1 pseudogene is annotated in these 517 nt (G+C 62.7%); it reads left to right on the forward strand.

Annotation, left to right across the window (positions count from 1 at the left end):
* Positions 1-72 precede the first annotated feature (72 nt).
* Positions 73-517 (forward strand): annotated as a pseudogene (locus AC0L2Z_RS35445) (OmpA family protein); the annotation flags it as partial.

Genomic DNA, 517 nt, shown 5'->3' on the forward strand with positions numbered 1-517 from the left:
GATCGGGCACGCGCAGCGGCCCGACAGCTTGAGGCAGGCGGACCGGTATTCGACATCTCCAAGGTTCGTGATGTGAGCCCCGAAGCACGCGAGGCGGAGCGCTGGCAGGCCTATGTGTCGCGGCTGAGTACCCAGCCGGGCATCATCGTTGCCGAACAAAAGCTGCGCGATGGCCAATTCTATATTGCCGGCCTGAGAGACCCGCTTGCCGCCGACCCGCAGGCTTTGCTGTCCGGAATGCAGATTGATCCTGCCCGCGTTCATTCGCAGTGGCAATTCTATCAGAGTCTTGATCCGGAGTTCGTGTTGAAGCGGCTAATGGCGTCGCTGACCCCGCCGAAATCGGTTCGGCTTTCGATCGTCGAGGATCGCATCGTTGCCGAGGGTGAGGCTCCCGACACCTGGATGGATCGGGCACGCGCAGCGGCCCGACAGCTTGAGGCAGGCGGACCGGTATTCGACATCTCCAAGGTTCGTGATGTGAGCCCCGAAGCACGCGCGGCGGAGCACTGGCAGA

This window comes from Mesorhizobium sp. WSM4850, from assembly GCF_055811735.1.